This window comes from Nocardioides sp. NPDC006303 (assembly GCF_040613175.1).
In the GTDB taxonomy this organism is placed as follows: domain Bacteria; phylum Actinomycetota; class Actinomycetes; order Propionibacteriales; family Nocardioidaceae; genus Nocardioides.
In genome coordinates this window covers 113,445-131,024 of sequence record NZ_JBEXRR010000012.1, presented here as the reverse complement: position 1 = coordinate 131,024, position 17,580 = coordinate 113,445, and the positions used below count along the sequence as shown (strand labels likewise).

Here is a 17,580-nt window from a genome sequence, read left to right as displayed (position 1 = left end):
CGGCACGCCTCCAGGGTCGCCTGCCAGATCCCCTCGGGCACGTGCTCGACCCGGCCCGGGCTGGGGCGTCGAGCTCGACGACCACCACGACTCCGACCTGATCAACGCCGGGCTGGCGGCCGATGCCGGCTATCTCGGCACGTTCCGCCACGAGGCCGAGTCGTCCCTGGACGAACTGCGGACCACGTTCCACCGCAAGGCCCACACGGCGGCGCTCGAGCGTTGTCTGACCCGGCTGCTGAGGGGGCAGCCGGAGCTGGCCGAGGACGCCGTGGGCGAGGTCCGTCTCGGGGACCTGCCCGCCGACGACTTCACCGCCTCGCTCCGGCGCCGCCGGGCGGTCCTCGGGCTGCCCGACCTGCCGGAGGCGTACGTCCTGGTCGACCACACCGGCGAGCGACCCGGCGACATCCCGCTGGCCCTGCGGAGGGCACGTTCGACCCGGATCTCGATCGACGGCAACGCCCACTTCTGCCGCGGCCTGCTGGCGACGCGCTACGGCGACGAGGTCACCTCGCCCGCCTTCGTACCTCTGACCGACCTGCACCGAGAAGGAGCATCATCATGAGCACCATGCGAGCCGTCCAGGTGGTCGGCTACCACCAGCCGCTGGCGATGGCCGAGGTCCCGGCCCCAGAGCCGACGGGCCCGTTCGACGTCGTCGTGAAGATCGGCGGCGCCGGGGTGTGCCGCACCGACCTGCACATCCTGGAGGGGCAGTGGGAGGAGAAGTCCGGGGTCGCGCTGCCCTACACGATCGGTCACGAGAACGCCGGGTGGGTGCACGCGGTCGGTGATGCGGTCACCAACGTCGCCGAGGGCGACAAGGTGATCCTGCACCCGCTGATCACGTGCGGTCTGTGCCGGGCCTGCCGCTCGGGCGACGACGTGCACTGCGAGCTCAACCAGTTCCCCGGCATCGACACCAACGGTGGATACGCGGAGTACCTGAAGACCTCCGCGCGCTCGGTGGTGAAGATCGACGACTCCCTGGAGCCGGCCGACGTGGCCGCCCTTGCCGACGCCGGCCTGACCGCCTATCACGCGGCCGCGAAGGCCGCCCGGCGGCTGACCCCGCGCGACAAGTGCGTGGTCATCGGCGCCGGCGGGCTCGGCCACATCGGCATCCAGGTCCTCAAGGCACTCAGCCCTGCCGAGCTGATCGTCGTCGACCGCAACCCGGACGCCGTGAAGCTCGCCCTCGACATCGGGGCCGACCACGGCGTCGTCGCCGAGGGCACCCAGGTCGACCAGGTGCTGGAGCTGACCTCCGGGGCCGGCGCTGAGGTCCTCGTCGACTTCGTCGGCGAGGGCGGCGCGACCGCGGAAGGTGTCCGGATGCTGCGCCAGGCGGGCGACTACCACGTCGTCGGCTACGGCGAGAACATCGATGTGCCGACCATCGACATCATCTCGGCCGAGATCAACTTCATCGGGAACCTGGTCGGGTCCTACAACGACCTGTGCGACCTGATGGCGCTCGCCGCCCGCGGGGCCGTCACGCTGCACACGCAGAAGTACGCCCTCGACGACTTCCAGTCCGCCATCGACGATCTCGACAACGGCCGCGTCCGCGGCCGCGCCATCCTGCAGCCATGACACGCCTCGCCCGAAGGAGAGCCCGATGATCTTCATCGCCGCCCGCTTCCGCATCAAGCCGGAGTACGCCGAAGACTGGCCAGCCATCTCCGGCCCGTTCACCGAGGCCACGCGGGCCGAGCCCGGCAACCTCTGGTTCGACTGGGCACGCAGCCTCGACGACCCGAACGAGTACTTCCTGCTCGAGGCATTCGCCGACGACGACGCCGGTGCCGCCCATGTCACCTCGGCCCACTTCAAGCAGGCCCAGGCCGACCTCCCGCGTCATCTCGCCGAGACGCCGCGGATCGTCAACACCAACGTCCCGGGACAGGAGTGGTCCGAGCTCGGCGAGCTCGCGGTCACCGGCTGAACCCACCGATCCCGCTTGACCTGGGGTGATTCCAGGTCAAGCGGGATCCGTACGTCATCCGCGCGCCGCGGTGCGCCGCCCCAGGTAGGCGAGGCAGGCGACGGCGAGGGCGACGCCCCAGAGCGGCCAGAGCATCTCCGGCGCCCATGCGCCCCAGTCCGAGGTGGCACCGGGGACCGTCCACAGGTCGTCCGCGATCGCCATCCGCCAGAAGGAGATCCCGGCGGACATCACCGTGCCGGCGACCAGGATCCCCGGCACGAGGGCCATCGCGACCGGGACGGGACGCCCGCCGATGCGGGGCACCCAGCGCCAGAACACCTCGCCCCAGCGCGCCACCAACCCCCAGGTCAGGAGCGCCCCGACAACGGCGAAGGCCGCGAGCCCGAAGCCGGACCACCTCCCCGCGCCGAGGTCGTCCAGCATCTCGCGACTGATCCCGAGCGGGATGTCCAGCGCCCAGGCGATCCGGGTAACGGCGTAGAGAAGAGGCACGACGACAGCGACCGCCACCGCAGGACGCCCCCAGCGCGCCCAGCGGCCCCAGTCCAGACGCCTGCCAGGCTCGGCCTTCCCGAGCAGGGTGACACCGGCGACGACCATGGCCAGCCCGCCGGCAGCATGCGCCAGAGCGACACCCGAGTCGACGAAAAGACCCCACTCGAGCTGTCCGGCGCCCGGTCCGAGCCCGACCGTCGCAAGCAGGACCTGAGGTAGATAGCCGAGGAACATCAGCGCGCGGACGTCCGAGACGACCACGGCGACGACGAGCCCGAGAACGATCAGGAGCCACCCTGTCGCTCTCGTCGTACGTGGCGTCCGCACGTTCGCGACCGCGCCCCCGGCAACCAGGGCGAGGAGCGCGAGCACCGCGATCACCCAGGACATCTGGGTGCCGCTCAGAGCGCCGAGCGGCGAAGCGGCATCGGGGACCCACGGGTCCGGTGCCCTGCCCAGCAGGGCGAGCCCTGCCAGGGCGCCGAAGACGAGGGCCCAGGCGCCGGCCACCCAGGGCGCAGCACGCAGCACGACGGAGCGCTGCTGCGTACGTTCCATCGTGATGCTCATCGGTCCACCCCCTGAGCGGTCTCCCAGCGTCGGCCGACCGTGCGCAGCAGCGCCGGATAGACGATGGCGTAGCGGAACGGCTTGATGAGAGCCAGGTAGGTCTCTCCGAACCGCCCATTTGGCCGCACCAGCACGCTCATCTGCGCGCTGTACCCGTCGGGCGAGCTCTCGTCCTCGACCCAGCCGAGGTGGAGGACACCGTGCATCGTGCGGTTGGCGATCTCGGCGGCGTACTCCCGATCCGTCAGATAGAGCGGCTGGAACGGGCTGTCGTCGCGCTCGGGCGCGGGGTGGTCCCGGAGGTCGTCCGGCAGCCGGTCGCGCAGCGGAGCGACGCGTCGGCCGAGGCCGTGCTCGTCCCCGTCGGCTCCGAGGATCCGGCCGAGCGCCCAGCGGACCGCGAAGAGAAGGCGGTACGCCGCCGGGAAGTCGCGGTCGTCGCTGCTCATCATCGCCTCGACGAAGGCGCGGAAGTCGTCGGGTCCGCCCTGGACCGGGAGGGCCCAGACGTCCTCGAGCTCGAAGTCGTGGGTGATCTCGTGGATGCGCCAGGACTGGCAGGAGTAGGCGCCCGACGGTATCGGGCCCGTCCGGATCGGGCTGAGTCTGATGGGTGCGTGTGTGGTCATGTCTCCACACTGGTCCGCGCGAGGCGGGGGCTCGTCGCCCTCAGGTCTCGGACCTCTCAACCTCTGGGATGAGACTCAGCTCCGGGGACCGACCAGCCCCGTCTCGTACGCCAGCACGACCGCCTGCACCCGGTCGCGCAGTCCGAGCTTGGCGAGCACATGGCCGACGTGCGTCTTCACCGTCGCCTCGGAGAGGTGGACGCGGCGGGCGATCTCGGCATTGCTGTCGCCGGTGGCGAGCTCGAGGAGCATGTCGAGCTCGCGGGGCGTCAGCGTTGCCCGGATCTCGGCGACCCGGCCGCTGTCCGGGGCCGGCGCGGTCGCCACATGCTCCAGCAGACGGCGCGTCGTCGACGGCGCGACCACCGCGTGACCTGCGTGGACGGTGCGGATCGCGGCCACGATCTCCTCGGCCCGCGCGTCCTTGAGCAGGAAGCCGCTGGCTCCGGCCCGGATCGCCGGGAACGCATAGTCGTCGAGGTCGAACGTCGTCAGCGCGACCACCCGCGTGTCCGGCTGCTCTTTGGTGATCGCGGCCGTCGCCTGGATCCCGTCGAGGCGGGGCATCCGCAGGTCCATCAAGATGACGTCGACCCGCTTCGTACGCACCAGGGCGAGCGCCTCGTGACCGTCGGCCGCCTCCCCGGCGAGCTCGAGGTCCGGCTGGCTCTCCACCATCATCCGGAGCGCCGAGCGCATCAGCTCTTGGTCGTCGACGATCGCGACACGGATCGGGATCTCTGGGGTCTCTGCCTCGCTCACAGCGGCATCATGGCGCGCACGCGCCAGCCCTTGCCGCTCGGCCCGGCCTCGAGCGTTCCACCCACAGCCGCCACCCGTTCGCGCATCCCGCGCAGACCACGGCCGGGCGGGCGCTGGATCCCCACGCCGTCGTCGCTGACCTCGATCGTGAGCTGGCGTGCGGTGCGGGTCACCGACACCGTCGCGACGGCTCCCGAACCTGCGTGGCGGGTGACGTTGGTGAACGCCTCCTGCACGACGCGGTAGGCGGTCAGCCCGACGGCAGGCGCGACCTGACCGGGTTCCTCCGCCTCGAGCCGGACCGTCAGCCCTGCCGCACGCATCCGCTCGACGAGGTCGCCGATGTCGGCCAGCCCCGGTTGCGGCTCGGTCGAGGACTCGCCACCGAGTACACCGAGCAGCCCGCGCATCTCCATGAGCGCCTCCCGCCCCGTGGTCGCGATGGTGTCGAGAATGCCCGAGGCCCGCTCCGGCTGCTGCCCTACGACCATCCGGCCGGCCTCGGCATGGCTGACCACGACCGCGAGCGAGTGCGCGACCACGTCGTGCATCTCGCGCGCGATGCGCTGGCGCTCCTCGGCGGCGGCGCGGTCGGCGAGCTGGTCGATCCAGGCGGCCCGGGTCGCCCGGAACCGGCCGAGCGCCCATGCCGCCACCGTGGCCGCCACCGTCGCGGTGGCCACCATCAGCCACCACGTCCACCCCTGCAGGCCGGTGCCGTCGAACCCGGAGAGACGTACGACGGTCAGCAGGCATCCCACCAGCCCGATCCCGAGCACGATCCCCGGCCACGGTCGCCGGTCCTGCGCACTCACCGCGTAGAGCAGCACGAAGAAGCACAGGCTGCTGGGCAGCAGCACCGGCCCGAACACGCTTCCTGCCGCCTCGGCCGTCGGCCCGCTCAGATCCGGCGCGGCCACGAGCACCAGCTCGGCCAGTGCCCCGACGGCGTACGACGGCAACGGCCAGCGCCGGGCCGTGGCCACCGCGGCGTGAAGCGCCACCAGCGCGACCAGGAGCGCGATCTCCCACGCCGTGCTGACCTCGCCGTCGACCACCGAGGTCCACCCGACCGGCAGCAGCACCAGCGCCAGCGCCCCGGCCAACGCGACCTGGGCCGCGTCCCCGAGCCAGCGGGGTCCGGGAGCAGCTGCCACGGTCATGCGCTCACCCTAGTGCTGCCCGAGAACGACCGCAGGCCCTCTCCGATCGGAGAGGGCCTGCGGGCTGTCCCGGCTCAGCGGGCTGTCGACGAAGCGTCACATGCTGCGCGGACCGGTGGCGTCGTCGCGCTCCTTCTCGGTCATGCTGCGCGACTTCAGCAGGCTCAGGATGGTCGTGATGGCCAGGATGCCGACGATCACGCTGAGGGAGACCTCGATGGAGACCTCCGGGGCCCACTCGACGTGCTCGCCACCGTTGATGAACGGCAGCTCGTTCTCGTGGAGCGCGTGGAAGACGAGCTTGAGGCCGATGAACCCGAGCAGGATCGCCAGACCGTAGGACAGGTAGACCAGCCGCTCCAGCAGACCACCGATGAGGAAGTAGAGCTGGCGCAGACCCATCAGCGCGAAGATGTTGGCGGTCAGGACCAGGTAGGCCTCGTTGGTCAGACCGTAGATCGCCGGGATCGAGTCGAGCGCGAACAGCAGGTCTGTGGTGCCGAGGGCACAGATCACCACGAACATCGGGGTCGCGATCCGCTTGCCGTTCTCACGGATGAACATCTTGGCGCTGTCCCAGCTCGAGGTGAGCGGGATGTGGCGCTCGAGGAACTTCACCACGGCGGGCTCCTCGTACTCGTCCTCGTCCTCGCCACCCTCCATGGCCAGCTTGACCGCGGTGTAGATCAGGAACGCGCCGAACAGGTAGAAGACCCAGCTGAAGTTCTCGATCGCGGCCGCACCCACGGCGATGAAGATGCCTCGGAAGACCAGCGCCAAGATGATGCCGATCAGCAGCGCCTTCTGCTGGAACTGCCTCGGCACCGCGAACTTCGACATGATGATGATGAAGATGAACAGGTTGTCGACCGACAGCGAGTACTCCGTCAGCCAGCCCGCGAAGAACTCCGTGCCGTACTTCGGGCCGGAGAACACGAAGACACCGATGCCGAACAGGATCGCCAGGCCGATGTAGACGCTCAGCGCGACGATCAGCTCCCGACGCGAAGGCTCGTGCGGTCGCCGGCCGATGACGAGCACATCGAAAAGCAGCACAGCACTGGCGATGCCGATGGTCAACCACCAGATGAGAGGGGAGACGTCCACGAAGGGACTCCTTAGATCGTGAGGCAGAGCGGTTCTTTGGGAAGGTTAGGCGACCGAGGTCAAACCTTCGAAGTCGTAGCGGGCGCGGCGCCCATCGACGGCATCGGCGACGGAAACCGGAATCGGCGTACGGCGGCACACCAACCCGAGTTGTATGACAAGTGCACAACCAGTCTAACAAGTCGCACTCCTGCCACTCCCCATGATCCCAGCCGCGGACAACAAGATGAGTCGGCGATCACAGCGTGGATGACTGGACCTCAACCGGACTTGATGTTTTAGCGTCACTGCCAACAGAGAGAGGAGGGGGTGTGAGCGACACACTCACCGACCAGTTCAAGGCCGGCTTCCGTCGATATCCCACCGGCGTGGCCATCGTCGCCGCCTCGACCGAGACGGGACCCGTCGGGGCGACGGTGTCGAGCGTGGCCTCGGTCAGCGCCAACCCGCCGATGCTGTCGTTCTCGGTCTCCCGGTCCGGGCGGTCCGGGCCGGCACTCACCGGGAGCGACCGTCTCGCGGTGCACGTCCTGACCGAGTCCCAGGCCCATGTGGCCGCGGCCTTCGCCGACCGGACCGCGCCGCGATTCACGGTCGCACAGGGCTGGACGCTCCCACACGGGGAGCCGCCGGTCCTGGACGACGCCGCGGCCAGCTTCTCCGGCCGCGTGGCCCGCGTCATCCCCGCCGGCGAGGCGTGGCTGGTGCTGCTCGAGGTCGATGCGGTCAGCCTCGGCGAGTCCGTCGACCCCCTCCTGCACCACGACCGGCGCTACTGGTCGCTCGGTGCGTCGGTCAGCACCCTCGATCGCATCCTGCCCGAGAAGGCTTCCTGACCGTCGATCCCGACGGTCTCTCCACCACACCACCGAAGGAACCAAACATGCGTCTGTTCGCTCCCACCATCGAGGTCTCGGCCCACTGCGACCTGCCCTGCGGCGTCTACGACCCCGCACAGGCCCGCATCGAGGCCGAGTCCGTCAAGGCCGTCATCGCCAAGGCCCTGGACAGCGACGACCCCGACTTCCGCACCCGCGCGGTGCTCATCAAGGAGCAGCGCTCCGAGCTGGTCAAGCACCACCTCTGGGTGCTGTGGACCGACTACTTCAAGCCCCCGCACTTCGAGGCCTACCCCCAGCTCCACACCCTCGTCAACGAGGCCACCAAGCTGGCCGGCGCCTCCGGCACCAAGGGCACCCTCGACCTCGAGGTCGCCGACAAACTGCTCGCCAAGATCGACGAGATCGCCGAGATCTTCTGGGCGACCAAGAAGGCCTGAGCTCACCCACGAACATGCGAGAAAGCCAGGTTTCGGCGGCCAGCCGGGACCTGGCTTCTTCGTGTTTCACTGCCTCGAGGGCATAGACGTATGACAAGTACGTCACTAGTGTGACAAGTGTCACCGTCCCCCTCGCGGCGGCCCTGGGCCGTCGTCGGAGCTCTCGAGGAGCATCCATGCGTCACATTCGAAAGCGCGCGACACCCCTCCTGCTCGCCCTCGGTCTGGTCGGCTCGCTGACCGCGACCACACCCGCCCTCGCAGACCAGAAGAGAGACCAGGCCGTGCGCGGCCCGGACGCTGCCGCGATCGCGAAGATCGTCGACCGCATCGAGGAGCCCTCGATCCCCGACCGCGACTACGAGATCACCGACTTCGGTGCGGTCGGAGACGGCACGACCGACGCCCTGCCGGCGATCAGGGCCGCGATCGAGAAGGCATCGGCCGACGGCGGCGGCCGCGTCGTACTCCCTGAGGGCACCTGGCTCTCCGAGGGTCCGGTGCACCTGGCGAGCAACATCGATCTCCACGTCTCCGACGGGGCGACGCTGCTGTTCGGGACCGACACGGACGACTACCTGCCTGTGGTGCGTACGCGCTGGGAGGGCACCGAGCTCGACGGCTACTCGCCGCTGATCTACGGCAACGACGTGCACGACGTCGCGATCACCGGATCCGGCACGATCGACGGCAACGAGGACTCGGAGTTCCACGCCTGGAAGGCCGACGAGAAGCCCGATCAGCTGCGGCTTCGCCAGATGGGCTTCGACGGCGTACCCGTCGAGGAGCGCGTCTTCGGGAAGGGTACGTTCCTGCGGCCCAGCGCCATCCAGTTCTTCCACGCCGAGCGGGTGCTGCTGGAGGACTACAAGGTCACCAACTCGCCCTTCTGGATCAACCACCTCGTCTACACCGACCAGGCGACCGTGCGAGGACTCGACGTCGACAGCCACCGGGCCAACAACGACGGCATCGACGTCGACTCGAGCACCGACGTCCTGATCGAGGAGAACCGCTTCCGGACCGGCGACGACTCCGTGGTCGTGAAGTCGGGACGTGACCTCGACGGACGTACCATCGCCCGCCCCAGCGAGAACGTCGTGATCCGCCGCAACGACATGGGCGGCGAGGACGGCATCGCGCTGGGCAGCGAGATGTCCGGCGGCATCAAGGGCGTCTACTTCACCGACAACGTGCTGCGCGACGGCGCCTCCGCGATCCGGTTCAAGGGCAACCTCGACCGCGGCGGCACGGTCGAGAACATCCGGGTGAGCAACATGGAGATCGGCAACTTCGAGACCTTCATCTGGTTCCAGCTCGACTACCCCGGCGAGCTCGGCGGCAACTACCCGCCGGTCTACCGCGACATCGTCTTCTCCGACATCACCGTGGCCTCAGCCAAGACCGGGCTCGACATCCACGGCCCGGCCGACGCACCACTGAGCGACGTCACCCTGCGTGATGTCACGGTCAAGGAGGTCGAGACGCCGATGGTCCTGGAGAACGTCGAGGACCTGCGCTTCGACAACGTCCGGTTCGGCGACCAGTACGTCGACGGCGAGCTCGACTGGCTCTCCTGAACCGGTCCCCCACCCCGCCCGCCGCGCGCCTTTTGCGAGGATCGCGCGGCGGGCGGGTCATCGGGTCGACTCCGTACCCATCGTCTCGGAAGGAAGAGTCATGAACACAGTCCGACAGGTCAGCGCCTTCGTGGGGCGTTGGTTCGCCCTGATCGTCCTGGTCGCCGGCGCCATCGCACTGGCCACCCCCAGCACCTTCGACGGGTGGGCGGCCCAGGTGCCGTTGCTGCTCCAGATCATCATGCTCGGGATGGGCATGACCCTCAGGCCCGCCGACTTCGCGATCATCGGCCGGCGACCGTGGGCTCTGCTGCTGGGCGTCGCCACCCAGTTCACCGTGATGCCGTTGCTCGGTTGGGGCATCGCGAACGCGCTCGGCCTCTCCGCTGTGCTCACCGCGGGCATGATCCTGGTCGGCTGCGCGCCCGGCGGAACCGCCTCCAACGTCATGGTGTTCCTGGCCCGTGGCGACACCGCGCTGTCGGTGGCGATGACCTCCGTGTCGACGCTGCTCGCGCCCCTGCTGACGCCGCTTCTGGTTCTCTTCCTGATCGGCGAGGACCTGCCCGTCTCCGCCGGCGACCTGTTCGTCTCGATCGTGGAGATCGTGCTCGTCCCGGTCCTGCTCGGACTGGTGCTCCGGCTGCTGCTGCCGCGTCTCATCGAGAAGGTCATCGATGTGCTTCCGCTGATCTCGGTCGCCGGCATCACCGGAGTCGTGCTCGCCGTCGTGGCCGGAAGCGCCGACACGCTGCTCTCGGTCGGCCTCCTGGTCGTGCTCGCCGTGGTCCTGCACAACGTCGCCGGCCTGGCGCTGGGGTACGCGGTCGGTCGAGTCTGCGGCATGCCGATCTCGAGCCGGCGAGCCATCAGCATCGAGGTGGGCATGCAGAACTCGGGGCTGGCCGCCGCGCTCGCCACCGTCCACTTCTCACCGGCCGCAGCGCTGCCCGCCGCGATCTTCTCGGTCTGGCACAACGTGTCCGGCTCGATCCTGGCGAGCTACTGGTCGCGGCGCCCCATCGAAGGCGACGAGGTCACTTCGCAGCCGGAGGCCGCACCAGCCGATCGTCGGGGATGACGGCGACACCGAGGATCTCGATCATCGCCTCCGGCTGCCACAGCTCGGTGGTCCCGATCCCGGCCATCGCCGGGTAGACCGGGCCGGCCAGCTCGCGCCAGACCGCTCCGATCTCCTTGCCGTGCGCCTGGTAGTCGGGGATGTCGGTCAGGTAGATCGTGATCGACACCAGATCCTCGGCGACGCCGCCCGCATCCCGCAGCGTGGTCAGTGCGTTGCCGAACGCCTGCCGGAACTGCTCGACGATGCCTCCGGGGACGATCTGCATGTTCTCGTCCAGCGCGGTCTGGCCGCCGAGATGGAGGGTGTTGCCGCTGAGCGTGCCGTGCGAGTAGCCGCGCGGCGCGGGCAGTGCCGCGGGGTTCACCGGTACGGGCGTGAGGTCCGTGTTCATGATTCGACCGTAGGGCATCTATTGACATGCCTACAACGTTCGTGCAGAAAATGAAACACATCCTGAATCGAACGGACAGGACCTCACATGGACCCCATCTCCGACACCTCTGGTCTCGTCGTCCCGGTCGTAACCCGCGCCGGCTTCGAGCCCGACCTGACCGGGCAGAGCGAGGGCGCCACCCGGATCAGCGGCGTCAGCATCCAGCACACGCCCGCGACCAAGCTCTGGTTCGGCAAGGTGCACAACCTCGCCGGCTATCGCTCCGTCCCCCATCACCACGGCGAGGCCGAGACCGGCGGCTACGTGCTGTCGGGGCGGGCCCGGATCTACTTCGGCGAGAAGTTCGAGGACTACCTCGACATGTCCGAGGGCGACTGGGTCTTCGTGCCCCCGTTCCTGCCGCACGTCGAGTGCAACCTCGACCGCAACCACCCGCTGACCTGGATGACCACCCGCACCCCGGACAACATCGTGGTCAACCTCCCCCAGGTCGACGACGTCGACCTCCGCGACTGGGCTGACCGGCCATGACCGCCGGCTCCCAGACGTTCACGGACGCCGTCACCCTCAAGGAGTGCGAGCCGGAGGTCTTCGACCTCGCCTTCACCGCCACCACCCAGCCGTGCCCGTGGCCGAAGGCGTACGGCGGCGACATGGTGGCCCAGGCACTCGTCGCCGCTTCCCGCTCGGTGACCGACGGGAAGTCGATGCATTCCATGCACTCCTACTTCATGCGGCCTGTCGACATCGGCGCCGAGGTCCGCTACGAGGTCGAGGTGCTGCGCGACGGCCGTGGCTACAGCACCCGCCAGGTGCGCGGCTTCCAGAACGGCAAGCCCGTCTACGTGTGCATGGCGAGCTTCGCCGCCGGGGAGCCGAGCGGCAGCTTCCAGGCCACGATGCCGGCCGGCATCCCCGGTCCCGAGACGTTGCCGACGTCCGCGGCCTACCTCGCCGAGCGCACCGGCGGCACCATGACCGAGACCTCCAAGGCGTACTGGTCCGGCGGGCGCAGCTTCGACATGCGACACGTGCCGGGGCCGGTCTATCTGACCGTCGAGGGTGAGCGGTCGCCGCACCAGGCCATCTGGGTGAAGCCGTACGACACCCTCCGCCCGGTCGAGGGACTGACCGACCGGCAGCGCGACGCCGCGGCCCTCGCCTACGTCTGCGACTACACGATCCTGGAGCCCGCTCTGCGGGTGCTCGGCCTGGCCTGGGCCGACGAGGGTCTCGTCACCGCCAGCCTCGACCACGCGATGTGGTTCCACCGGCCGGCCGCGATGGACGACTGGCTGCTCTACGCGCAGGAGGCGGTCTCCGTCGAGGACGGCCGCGGCACCGGCCTGGGCCGCTTCTTCACCACCGACGGCGTGCTGGTCGCGACCGTCGTCCAGGAAGGCATGATCCGAGCCGCGGGGGCGGGGTCATGACCGCGCTCAGCCGGTCCGGGTACGCCGACTCGTTCGCCCGCGACCACCTGCCGCCGTCCGATCAGTGGCCGACGCTGGAGTTCACCACGGACGAGCTCCACTACCCCGAGCGGCTCAACGCCGGTTCCGAGCTCATCGACGTCCCGACCGCGCTGCACGGACCGGACCGACCTGCCCTCCGCACCCCCGACGGCACGGTGTGGACCTACAGCGAGCTGCTCACCCGCGCCAACCAGATCGCCCACGTGCTGGTCGACGACCTCGGTCTCGTCAGTGGCAACCGGGTGCTGCTGCGCTCCCCGAACAACCCGTGGACGGTCGCGGCCTGGCTCGGCGTACTCAAGGCCGGGGGCATCGTCGTGACGACCATGGCTGCGCTCCGGGCGACCGAGCTCGGGCCGATCGTCGCGAAGACCCGGCCCGCGGTAGCCCTCGTCGACCATCGGTTCGTCGAGGACGTCCACGCGGTCCGGGACACCGTCGCGCCCGACCTGACCGTGGTCGCCTACGGCGGAGACGCCGAGGACGACCTGGCCCGCCGGATCCTGGCCAAGCCCAGCGACTTCACCGCGGTCGACACCGCGGCCGACGACGTCGCGCTGTTCGGGCCGACCTCGGGGACGACCGGGGTCCCGAAGATCACCACCCACTTCCACCGCGACATCCTCTCGATCGACAACACCTTCGGCCGGGCGACGCTGCGGCTGGAGCCGAGCGACGTCGTGGCGTGCACGGCGCCGTTCGCGTTCACCTTCGGCCTCGGCATGCTGGTCGTCTTCACGCTGCGGGCAGGGGCCTGTGCTCTGCTCACCGAGGCCGCCTCGCCGGTCCAGCTCGCCGACCTGATCGCGACCCACGGCGTCACCGCGCTCGCCACCGCACCGACGGCGTACAAACAGATCCTCAAGTCCGGCGCGATCGAGCAGCTCAAGGGGTTGCGCGTCGCCGTCACCGCGGGCGAGCACATGCCTCGGGCGACCTGGGAGGAGCTCGAGCGTGAGCTGGAGCTGCGGGTCATCGACGGCATCGGCGCGACCGAGATGCTGCACATCTTCATCTCCGCCGCCGGCGACGACATCCGCCCCGGGTCGACCGGCAAGCCGGTGCCCGGCTACCGCGCCGCCATCCTGGACGCCGAGGGCAACGAGGTCGGACCGGGCGTCGAGGGGCGGCTCGCGGTGATCGGCCCGGTCGGCTGTCGCTACCTGGACGACGCGCGCCAGCGCGGCTACATCGTCAACGGCTGGAACGTCACCGGTGACACCTTCGTCCGCGACGAGGACGGCTACTACTGGTACCGCTCGCGCACCGACAACATGATCGTCTCCTCGGGCTACAACATCGCCGGACCCGAGGTCGAGGAGGCGCTTGGCACCCACCCGGATGTCGTCGAGGCAGGCGTGGTCGGCGGCCCAGATCCCGACCGAGGTGCCGTCGTCTGCGCCTTCGTCGTGCTCCGCGAGGGCGTGGACGGCGACGCTGCGAAGGCCGAGGAGATCCAGCAGTACGTCAAGGGCCGGCTGGCTCCCTACAAGTACCCGCGCGACGTGCGTTTCGTCGCGTCCCTGCCTCGCAACACCAGCGGCAAGCTCCAGCACTTCAAGCTGCGCCAGATCGTCGAGTCGGAGAGCGGGACATGAGGATCGCGATCGTCGGAGGTGGACCCGGCGGGCTCTACTTCGCCACGCTGATGAAGACCCTCGACCCGAGCCACGAGATCACGGTCTGGGAGCGCAACGCCCCCGACGACACCTTCGGCTTCGGCGTCGTCTTCTCCGACGAGACCCTCGGCAGCATCGAGGGCGCCGACCAGGTCGTGCACGACCGGATGGAGGAGCTGTTCGCGCGCTGGACCGACATCGATGTGGCGATGACCGATCGGCAGGGTCAGCGCCACGCGTTCACCGTCGGCGGGCAGGGCTTCGCCGCGATGTCCCGCAAGGACCTGCTGCAGATCCTGCAGGAACGCGTCGCCGAGCTGGGGGTGACCGTCCACTTCCGGACCGCGGCTCCCGACCCGGACGAGCTGCGCGCTTCGTACGACCTGGTGCTGGCCGCGGACGGCGTCAACTCAGCCGTCCGGACCAAGTACGCCGATCGGTTCGGGCCCAGCCTTGATCGCCGTCGGAACAAGTACATCTGGTTCGGCACCGACCTGGTCTTCGAGGCGTTCCAGTTCTTCGTCAAGCAGACCGAGTTCGGCACCATGCAGATCCACGGCTATCCCTTCTCCGACCGCGGCTCCACGTTCATCGTGGAGATGCACGAGGACGTGTGGCGCCGCGCCGGCCTGGACAGCACCGAGCACGAGGTCCTCGCCCCCGGTGCCTCCGACGAGCACGCCGTCGCTCGGGTCGCCGAGATCTTCGCCGACGAGCTCCGCGGGCACACGATCCTGACCAACAACTCCAGGTGGATCAGCTTCCAGACCGTCCGCAACGAGCGCTGGTACGACGGCAACGTCGTGCTCCTCGGCGACGCCGCCCACACCGCTCACTTCTCGATCGGCTCGGGCACCAAGCTGGCGATGGAGGACGCCCTCGCCCTCGCGGCCTGCCTCCACGAGCACGCCTCCCTCGACGCGGCGCTCCAGGCGTACCAGACCGAACGGAAGCCGGTGGTGGAGTCGACCCAGCGGGCGGCCCAGGCGTCGCTGGAGTGGTTCGAGAACATCGAGATGTACGCCGACCAGGACCCCGCGCAGTTCGTCTTCAACCTGCTGACCCGCTCGCGCCGGATCACCTTCGAGAACCTCGAGGAACGCGACGCCGACTTCGCGCGCCTGATGGAGGCGGAGTTCGCGCACCACCAAGGCGGCCAGGAGGTGGCGCCGGCGATGTTCCAGCCCGTCCGGATCGGCGAGCTGGAGCTGAAGAACCGGATCATGCTCTCCCCGATGGACATGTACTCGGCGTCCGATGGCGTCCCCGACGAGTTCCACCTGGTCCACCTCGGCTCCAAGGCGCTCGGTGGCGCCGGGCTGGTGATGACCGAGATGACCTGCGTGTCTCCCGAGGGCCGGATCACGCTCGGCTGCCCGGGCATCTGGACCGACGATCAGCGCGACCGCTGGCGCCGGGTGACCGACTTCGTGCACGACCACTCCACCGCCAAGATCGGCATGCAGCTCGGCCACTCCGGCCGCAAGGGATCGACGAAGCTGATGTGGGACGGCATGGACGAGCCTCTCGATGCCGGCAACTGGGAGGTCATCGGCCCCTCCGCGCTCCCTTACGGCGAGGGCTGCCACGTCCCGCGCGAGGCGAGCCGCGCCGACCTGGACAAGGTGGTCGCGGACTTCGTGTCGGCGGCTCAGCGCGCCGTCGACGCCGGCTTCGACCTGGTCGAGATCCACGCCGCGCACGGCTACCTGCTCAGCTCCTTCCTCTCCCCCGTCGCCAACCATCGCGACGACGCGTACGGCGGACCGCTGGCCAACCGGCTCCGCTTCCCCCTGGAGGTCTTCGACGCGGTCCGTTCCACGGTGCCAGCTCCGATCCCGGTGACCGTACGGATCTCGGCCACCGACTGGATGCCCGACGGCAACACCGACGACGACGCCGTCGAGATCGCCCGCGCGTTCGTCGAGCACGGCGCGGCCGCGATCGACGTCTCCTCCGGCCAGGTGAGCAAGGACGAGAAGCCCGCCTTCGGCCGCTCGTACCAGACCCCGTTCGCCGACAAGATCCGCCACCTCGTCGCCGAGCCAGCTGGGGTGAAGGTCATCGCCGTGGGCGCCATCTCCTCGTACGACGACGTCAACTCGATCCTGCTCGCGGGCCGTGCCGACATCTGTGCGCTCGGCCGCACCCATCTGTTCGACCCGAACTGGACGCTGCACGCCGCTGTCGAGCAGGACTATGACGGCGAGGCAGCCGGCTGGCCGGTCCAGTGGGCGGCCGGGCGGCGCAAGCCACCGACGTCGCGCAGCGACAAGATCCCGCCTCGGCTGCAGCTGCTCAGGACCGGCGAGACCGACCAGGTCCACGTGCGGTGGGTACGCGGGAAGCCGACGGAGGATCCGGCAGAATGCCGCAGATGACGAAGGCGGGGTCTGCACCGGCAGCACAGGTCAACCGACGATCGCGCACCACCGTGGTGACGTTCCTCGGCGCCGTCGTGCGACCGCTCGGCGACTGGATGCCGATCGCCGGCGCGATCGACCTGCTCGCCCAGGTCGGCCTCGACGCGCCGTCCGTACGCACCGCCGTACACCGTCTCAAGCGGAACGGCTGGCTCGACTCGGAGACCCGCGACGGCACCCGCGGATACGGGCTCACGTCCATCGCCCGCTCCACGCTCGCCGCCGGCGACGAGGTGATCTGGCACGCGCGCAAACCCGCGGACCTGGCCGACGGCTGGTGCATCGTGCACTTCGGCGTACCCGAGTCGATGCGCGCCAAGCGCCACCAACTGCGCGCCCACCTCTCCCACCTTGGCTTCGGCAACGTCGGCACCGCGCTGTGGATCGCGCCCGCGCGGATGCGCGACGCAGCCGAACGAGCGGTGACCGAGCTCGGACTCGAGTCCTATGCCGCGATCTTCGTCGGCGGCTACCACGGCACCCAGGACCTCACCGAGCTGCTCTACAGCAGCTGGGACCTCGACGCGATCGACCAGAGCTACCGCGACTTCATCACCGCCCACAGCGCTCTCGCCGCCCGACTGGAGGACTCCACCCCATCGGGCCAGGACGCATTCGTGGCCTACCTCGGCGTCGTCGGCCAGTGGCGCAAGCTCCCATTCCGCGACCCGGGCCTGCCCCACGACGTCCTCGCCCCGAACTGGAGCGCGCCCGCCGCGGTAGCCCTGTTCGAGAAGCTCGTCGCAGACCTGGAGAAACCCGCACTCGCGCACGCGAGCGCTCACTGGCGCTCGGGCTGAGCGACGCCCGGTCGTCAGGGGCTGGGATACCGACTCTGAAGACGTACGCGCAAAGGCTACCCATTTCCGCCTTGCCGAGGGTGTCAGAGGCTCCTCCACCGCCCGAGGCGCATTGGCAAAAGTGTTCCTTCGATAAGTCGATACCCCAGCCCGTATGGGCATTATCACTTCACCACGCATTCACGCCCACGGCAGAAAAAGGGTGAACGACAACAAGGCGTTACGGGGGTGTTGCAGCCACCCCAA

The 17,580-nt window shown here is 69.3% G+C and carries 18 protein-coding genes; 12 read left to right on the top strand and 6 right to left on the bottom strand.

Going from position 1 to position 17,580, the window contains the following annotated elements; all coding sequences use genetic code 11:
* The 3 genes from ABZY89_RS12210 to ABZY89_RS12200 all read left to right on the top strand — a co-directional run.
* A partial coding sequence (locus ABZY89_RS12210) for a hypothetical protein (protein ID WP_355227431.1) occupies window positions 1-568 on the top strand: 568 nt, incomplete at its 5' end.
* A complete protein-coding gene (locus ABZY89_RS12205) occupies window positions 565-1,599 on the top strand; it encodes an NAD(P)-dependent alcohol dehydrogenase (protein WP_355227429.1) in 1,035 nt (344 codons plus the stop codon). The genes ABZY89_RS12210 and ABZY89_RS12205, both read left to right, overlap by 4 nt.
* A 25-nt stretch (window positions 1,600-1,624) precedes the next feature.
* The gene (locus ABZY89_RS12200) at window positions 1,625-1,951 is read left to right on the top strand and encodes a putative quinol monooxygenase (protein WP_355227427.1); all 327 of its coding nucleotides are present in this window, start codon (window positions 1,625-1,627) and stop codon (window positions 1,949-1,951) included.
* Between the two features lie 54 nt (window positions 1,952-2,005).
* On the opposite strand, the gene ABZY89_RS12195 is transcribed toward ABZY89_RS12200, so the two are convergent.
* From ABZY89_RS12195 to ABZY89_RS12175, 5 genes are all read right to left on the bottom strand, one after another.
* On the bottom strand, window positions 2,006-3,019 hold the full coding sequence (locus ABZY89_RS12195) for a hypothetical protein (RefSeq protein WP_355227425.1): 1,014 nt from the start codon (window positions 3,017-3,019) through the stop codon (window positions 2,006-2,008).
* Window positions 3,016-3,648, bottom strand: coding sequence for a DUF2867 domain-containing protein (locus ABZY89_RS12190; protein ID WP_355227423.1), 633 nt, complete (start codon window positions 3,646-3,648; stop codon window positions 3,016-3,018). Before ABZY89_RS12190 ends, ABZY89_RS12195 begins: the two co-directional genes overlap by 4 nt.
* Before the next feature lie 75 nt (window positions 3,649-3,723).
* Window positions 3,724-4,410 (bottom strand): response regulator transcription factor, encoded by a 687-nt coding sequence (locus tag ABZY89_RS12185; protein WP_355227421.1) that lies wholly within the window; start codon window positions 4,408-4,410, stop codon window positions 3,724-3,726.
* Window positions 4,407-5,573 (bottom strand): histidine kinase, encoded by a 1,167-nt coding sequence (locus tag ABZY89_RS12180; RefSeq protein ID WP_355227419.1) that lies wholly within the window; start codon window positions 5,571-5,573, stop codon window positions 4,407-4,409. The genes ABZY89_RS12185 and ABZY89_RS12180 overlap by 4 nt, the downstream gene beginning before the upstream one ends.
* A 96-nt stretch (window positions 5,574-5,669) precedes the next feature.
* Window positions 5,670-6,680, bottom strand: coding sequence for a TerC family protein (locus ABZY89_RS12175; protein ID WP_355227417.1), 1,011 nt, complete (start codon window positions 6,678-6,680; stop codon window positions 5,670-5,672).
* 311 nt (window positions 6,681-6,991) lie between these two features.
* Here ABZY89_RS12175 and ABZY89_RS12170 point away from each other — a divergent pair, with 311 nt between their 5' ends.
* The 4 genes from ABZY89_RS12170 to ABZY89_RS12155 all read left to right on the top strand — a co-directional run bounded on the left by ABZY89_RS12170 (window position 6,992) and on the right by ABZY89_RS12155 (window position 10,620).
* A complete protein-coding gene (locus tag ABZY89_RS12170) occupies window positions 6,992-7,516 on the top strand; it encodes a flavin reductase family protein (protein WP_355227415.1) in 525 nt (174 codons plus the stop codon).
* A 47-nt stretch (window positions 7,517-7,563) separates the two neighbouring features.
* Window positions 7,564-7,959, top strand: a complete 396-nt coding sequence (gene sodN / locus ABZY89_RS12165) for a superoxide dismutase, Ni (RefSeq protein ID WP_355227413.1) — start codon at window positions 7,564-7,566, stop codon at window positions 7,957-7,959.
* 176 nt (window positions 7,960-8,135) lie between these two features.
* Complete coding sequence (locus ABZY89_RS12160) at window positions 8,136-9,539, top strand: glycoside hydrolase family 28 protein (RefSeq protein WP_355227411.1); 1,404 nt, start codon at window positions 8,136-8,138, stop codon at window positions 9,537-9,539.
* A 100-nt stretch (window positions 9,540-9,639) separates the two neighbouring features.
* Window positions 9,640-10,620: a bile acid:sodium symporter family protein gene (locus tag ABZY89_RS12155; RefSeq protein WP_355227410.1), complete on the top strand. Its 981-nt coding sequence runs from the start codon at window positions 9,640-9,642 to the stop codon at window positions 10,618-10,620.
* Here the strand turns inward: ABZY89_RS12155 and ABZY89_RS12150 are convergent.
* Window positions 10,577-11,014, bottom strand: coding sequence for a RidA family protein (locus tag ABZY89_RS12150; RefSeq protein WP_355227408.1), 438 nt, complete (start codon window positions 11,012-11,014; stop codon window positions 10,577-10,579). The two genes, ABZY89_RS12155 and ABZY89_RS12150, sit on opposite strands and share 44 nt — an antisense overlap.
* Before the next feature lie 87 nt (window positions 11,015-11,101).
* Here ABZY89_RS12150 and ABZY89_RS12145 point away from each other — a divergent pair, with 87 nt between their 5' ends.
* From ABZY89_RS12145 to ABZY89_RS12125, 5 genes are read left to right on the top strand one after another with little or no spacing between them, the layout of a single operon-like run.
* Window positions 11,102-11,548: a cupin domain-containing protein gene (locus tag ABZY89_RS12145; protein ID WP_355227407.1), complete on the top strand. Its 447-nt coding sequence runs from the start codon at window positions 11,102-11,104 to the stop codon at window positions 11,546-11,548.
* Window positions 11,545-12,450, top strand: coding sequence for an acyl-CoA thioesterase domain-containing protein (locus ABZY89_RS12140; RefSeq protein WP_355227406.1), 906 nt, complete (start codon window positions 11,545-11,547; stop codon window positions 12,448-12,450). Before ABZY89_RS12145 ends, ABZY89_RS12140 begins: the two co-directional genes overlap by 4 nt.
* Entirely contained in the window at window positions 12,447-14,090 is a 1,644-nt protein-coding gene (locus ABZY89_RS12135; protein ID WP_355227404.1) for an AMP-binding protein, read from the top strand. The genes ABZY89_RS12140 and ABZY89_RS12135 overlap by 4 nt, the downstream gene beginning before the upstream one ends.
* Entirely contained in the window at window positions 14,087-16,492 is a 2,406-nt protein-coding gene (locus ABZY89_RS12130; RefSeq protein ID WP_355227402.1) for a bifunctional salicylyl-CoA 5-hydroxylase/oxidoreductase, read from the top strand. Before ABZY89_RS12135 ends, ABZY89_RS12130 begins: the two co-directional genes overlap by 4 nt.
* Window positions 16,489-17,334, top strand: coding sequence for a PaaX family transcriptional regulator C-terminal domain-containing protein (locus tag ABZY89_RS12125; protein ID WP_355227400.1), 846 nt, complete (start codon window positions 16,489-16,491; stop codon window positions 17,332-17,334). The genes ABZY89_RS12130 and ABZY89_RS12125 overlap by 4 nt, the downstream gene beginning before the upstream one ends.
* Window positions 17,335-17,580 lie beyond the last annotated feature (246 nt).

Excerpts from the sequence above, each read along its gene's own strand:
- ABZY89_RS12150 (WP_355227408.1), bottom strand. The coding sequence starts at position 11,014 with ATGAACACGGACCTCACGCCCGTACCGGTGAACCCCGCGGCACTGCCC.
- ABZY89_RS12145 (WP_355227407.1), top strand. The coding sequence starts at position 11,102 with ATGGACCCCATCTCCGACACCTCTGGTCTCGTCGTCCCGGTCGTAACC.
- ABZY89_RS12140 (WP_355227406.1), top strand. The coding sequence starts at position 11,545 with ATGACCGCCGGCTCCCAGACGTTCACGGACGCCGTCACCCTCAAGGAG.
- ABZY89_RS12200 (WP_355227427.1), top strand. The coding sequence starts at position 1,625 with ATGATCTTCATCGCCGCCCGCTTCCGCATCAAGCCGGAGTACGCCGAA.
- ABZY89_RS12195 (WP_355227425.1), bottom strand. The coding sequence starts at position 3,019 with ATGAGCATCACGATGGAACGTACGCAGCAGCGCTCCGTCGTGCTGCGT.
- ABZY89_RS12190 (WP_355227423.1), bottom strand. The coding sequence starts at position 3,648 with ATGACCACACACGCACCCATCAGACTCAGCCCGATCCGGACGGGCCCG.
- ABZY89_RS12130 (WP_355227402.1), top strand. The coding sequence starts at position 14,087 with ATGAGGATCGCGATCGTCGGAGGTGGACCCGGCGGGCTCTACTTCGCC.
- ABZY89_RS12180 (WP_355227419.1), bottom strand. The coding sequence starts at position 5,573 with ATGACCGTGGCAGCTGCTCCCGGACCCCGCTGGCTCGGGGACGCGGCC.
- ABZY89_RS12160 (WP_355227411.1), top strand. The coding sequence starts at position 8,136 with ATGCGTCACATTCGAAAGCGCGCGACACCCCTCCTGCTCGCCCTCGGT.
- sodN (WP_355227413.1), top strand. The coding sequence starts at position 7,564 with ATGCGTCTGTTCGCTCCCACCATCGAGGTCTCGGCCCACTGCGACCTG.
- ABZY89_RS12205 (WP_355227429.1), top strand. The coding sequence starts at position 565 with ATGAGCACCATGCGAGCCGTCCAGGTGGTCGGCTACCACCAGCCGCTG.
- ABZY89_RS12125 (WP_355227400.1), top strand. The coding sequence starts at position 16,489 with ATGACGAAGGCGGGGTCTGCACCGGCAGCACAGGTCAACCGACGATCG.
- ABZY89_RS12155 (WP_355227410.1), top strand. The coding sequence starts at position 9,640 with ATGAACACAGTCCGACAGGTCAGCGCCTTCGTGGGGCGTTGGTTCGCC.
- ABZY89_RS12135 (WP_355227404.1), top strand. The coding sequence starts at position 12,447 with ATGACCGCGCTCAGCCGGTCCGGGTACGCCGACTCGTTCGCCCGCGAC.